The organism is Corallococcus sicarius (genome assembly GCF_003611735.1).
Taxonomy (GTDB): Bacteria; Myxococcota; Myxococcia; order Myxococcales; family Myxococcaceae; genus Corallococcus; species Corallococcus sicarius.
In genome coordinates this window covers 1-3032 of the sequence record NZ_RAWG01000554.1, presented here as the reverse complement: position 1 = coordinate 3032, position 3032 = coordinate 1, and the positions used below count along the sequence as shown (strand labels likewise).

2 protein-coding genes are annotated in these 3032 nt (G+C 72.5%); both read right to left on the bottom strand.

Features of this window, described 5'->3' with window-relative positions:
* Window positions 1-680, bottom strand: a 680-nt coding sequence (locus D7X12_RS43310) for a hypothetical protein (RefSeq protein WP_158620221.1), incomplete at its 3' end; no start/stop codon positions are given.
* Window positions 681-688: 8 nt separating this feature from the next.
* Window positions 689-3032: TonB-dependent receptor plug domain-containing protein (locus D7X12_RS40550; protein WP_120630459.1), on the bottom strand; the 2344-nt coding region annotated here is incomplete at its 5' end.

Sequence of the window (3032 nt, the reverse complement as noted above, 5' to 3'; positions counted from 1 at the left end):
CCCCCGGAAGCATCCACCTGCGCCTTGCCACCCCATGCGCGGAGCACCCGGACCAGCGGCGATGCCGTCAGCCGTCCGAAGCGATCCACCGCCTGCAACCACGCGCGCCCTGGCTCCATGCCCCACTCCAGCAGGCAGGCATCCTCCGGGGCCACGTGCTGCACCTGTCCCCGGCGGTGCGCGTACTTGGGCGCGCCCGCGTCATCCACCGGCGCGTCCAGGAGCGCGTTCGCCGCGATCTCGTGCGCCACGTCCGCCACGAGCCCCGCCGCCACGCGCGAGCCTCCCGCCGCCAGCACCGCCTCCGAGGCCGCCTCGCACGCCGGCCCCACGTCCGCCACCTGCGTCAGCTGCGCGCGGGCCACCGCGACGTGGGCGGGCATCAGGCTGTCGCCGCGAAGGAGCGCGGCCAGCAGGCGCACCTCCCAGGCGGAGGGTTCGCCGTCCGGTTCGCGCGTCGCCAGCAGCAGCGCGGGCGCGGCCCGGTCCAGCAGGGCCGCCTGGACGGCACCGAGCCGCCCGTCGAAGAGCACCAGCTTGCGCGTGGGGCCTTCCCCATGCCGCAGCAGGAGCCCGTCCCGGGCGAGCGCCCCCGCCGCCCGCTCCAGCGCGGCGGGCGTCAGGGACTCGTCCGGAGTCAGCTCCAGCAGGGGGTTCTTCGAGGGCGTCGCGGTTTCCAAAGGGCCTACTAGTAACGCAGCTTGATTTCGCTGAAGAGGCCCTGGGGAGGCGCGGGGAAGCCGTGCGACTCCTCGTACTGGGCGTTGAAGAGGTTGGTGCCCAAGAGCGACACCGCCACGCTCTCGTGCACCTGGAAGCCCACGCGCGCCGAGGCCGTGATGTAGCTGGGCATCCGCACGCGGGTCGTCGTGCCGCTGATCTCGTCCACGACGAAGCCCGGGTCGAAGCGCGGGCCCACGAAGAGGCCGTAGATCTCCACGAACGCGACCTTGGCGATGTTGGTCCGGCCGCGGGCGTAGATGCGGTGGCCCGGCGCGTAGTCCAGCGTGTAGTCCGGGCCGCCGTCCGCGGGCAGCGCCCGGGCGTCCAGGAACTGGTAGGCCACGTCGAAGGAGGAGTTGATGGCCGGCACCTGCGCGGCCGCCTCGGCCTCGAAGCCCGCCACGCGCGCGTCGCCCAGGTTCTTGAACTGCGACGTGGAGCCGAAGAGGAGCTCCTGATTGATGAAGTTGTTGGCGCGGTTGTAGAAGGCCGTGCCCGTCAGGCGCACCTTGCGATCCAGGGGCCAGAAGTCCACCGCGGCCTCCACCGTGTCCAGCGTCTCCGCCTTCAGGCCCGGGTTGCCCAGGAGCGTGGCGGCGTACATCTGCTGGTTGATGGCGAGCTCCGCCAGGGTGGGCGCGCGGAAGGCGCGGCCGTAGTTGGTGCGCAGCGTGAGCAGCTCCGGGATGGCGTGGAAGACGACGCTCGCGCGCGGGGAGATCTGATCCGTGCGCGCGGTCCACACGCGCTCGGGGATCTGGTAGCGGTCGTAGCGGGCGCCCGCGCCCACCACCAGCCGGTCCGTGATGCGGTACTCCGCGTCCACGAAGCCGCCCAGGATGGTCTGCCGGGTGTCCTCCAGCCCCAGGCCGGAGAGGATGTTCTGGTTGTTCACCTGGTCGGCCTTCACGTCGCCGCCCACGGTGAGCGACAGCCGGTCCAGGGAGAAGAGGGCCCGGGCCTCGCCGCCCAGCCGGCGGCGCTTGCCCAGCGCGGACTCCAGCGCGCCCGTGACCTGGTTCTCCAGCGCCACGTCGCGGCGCTTGAAGAACGCGTAGCCCTGGGCGAACACGCGAACGTTCTCGTTCAGCTGCTGATCCACCTGGATGGCGGTGTTCAGGTTCTGGACGTGCTCGTTGTCCTGCGCCGTGTAGTGGCAGCGGCCGCAGTTGCCCACGGTGGAGATGTTCTGCCCGCCCGGGCGGCCGATGTTGCCGTCCGTGAAGTCCGCGTCCAGCGACAAGGCGCCGACGCGCACCTTGCCGTTCACCTGGTGCACCAGCGAGTCCTCGTTGGTGTCCACCTGGCCCACGCGCGGATCATTGAAGAGCTGCGGGCCGTCCGAACCGAAGCCGTAGTAGCCGAGCAGCGCCTCCACGGGCCCGCCCTTGCCGGCCACGGTCGTCTGGAGCCGCCACGTCTTGTCCTGACCCGCGAGGAGGCGCGCGTCCGCGCCGATGCTCTGGCCCTTGGGGATGAGGTCCGCGGGCTGCCGCTCGATGATGTTGATGACGCCGCTGAAGGCGTTGGAGCCGTAGAGCGACGAGCCCGGGCCGCGGATCACTTCCACCTGCTTGAGGTTCGTCAGGGGCGTCGTCTCATCCGCGTAGAACTGGCCCGTCCAGGGGTCCGTCAACGGACGGCCGTCCTTCAGGAGCAGCAGGCGGTTGGACAGGTAGTTGGAGCCCAGGCCGCGCGCGCTCACCGCCGCCTTGCGCATGGAGCCCCGGCGGCACTCCATGCCGGGGAAGTACTGGATGGCCTCACAGAGGGAGAACTGGCCGGTGCCCTCCAGCTCCTCGGCGGGGATCCACGACACCGTGAGGGGCACGTCCGCGATGCGCTGGCGGCGCTTGGACGCCGTCGTCACCACCGCCTCGCTGAGCACGCGGTTGACGGACTCCTCCAGCGAGGACGCGGCCAGCGGATCCGGCCCGTCCAGGCCCGCGAGCCCCGAGGGCGGCGGCATGGCGCGGTCCTGGGCGGGCTCCGTGAAGGGGGCGCGGTCCGGCACGTTGCTGCCGCTGCTGAGCGGCTCCGACGCCGGCAGGGGCACGCCCCCGGCGGTCGCGGGCGGCGTGGTGGGCACATCCGAGGGCAGCGGCGCCGCGGTCGCGGGGACGCCCGGAGAGCTCGGAGACGCGACGGGCAGCGGCTCCGGCCCAGGCAGCGCCGCGGCCGGAGAGTACGGATCCATCGGCGGGGTGGCCGAGGGCTCGGAGGCGAGGGAGGGATCGTCCACGGACAGCCCCGTGGTGTCCGGAGCGGGCGTCGCGGGAGGCGGCGTCACCGGGGGGGCCGCCTTGCCC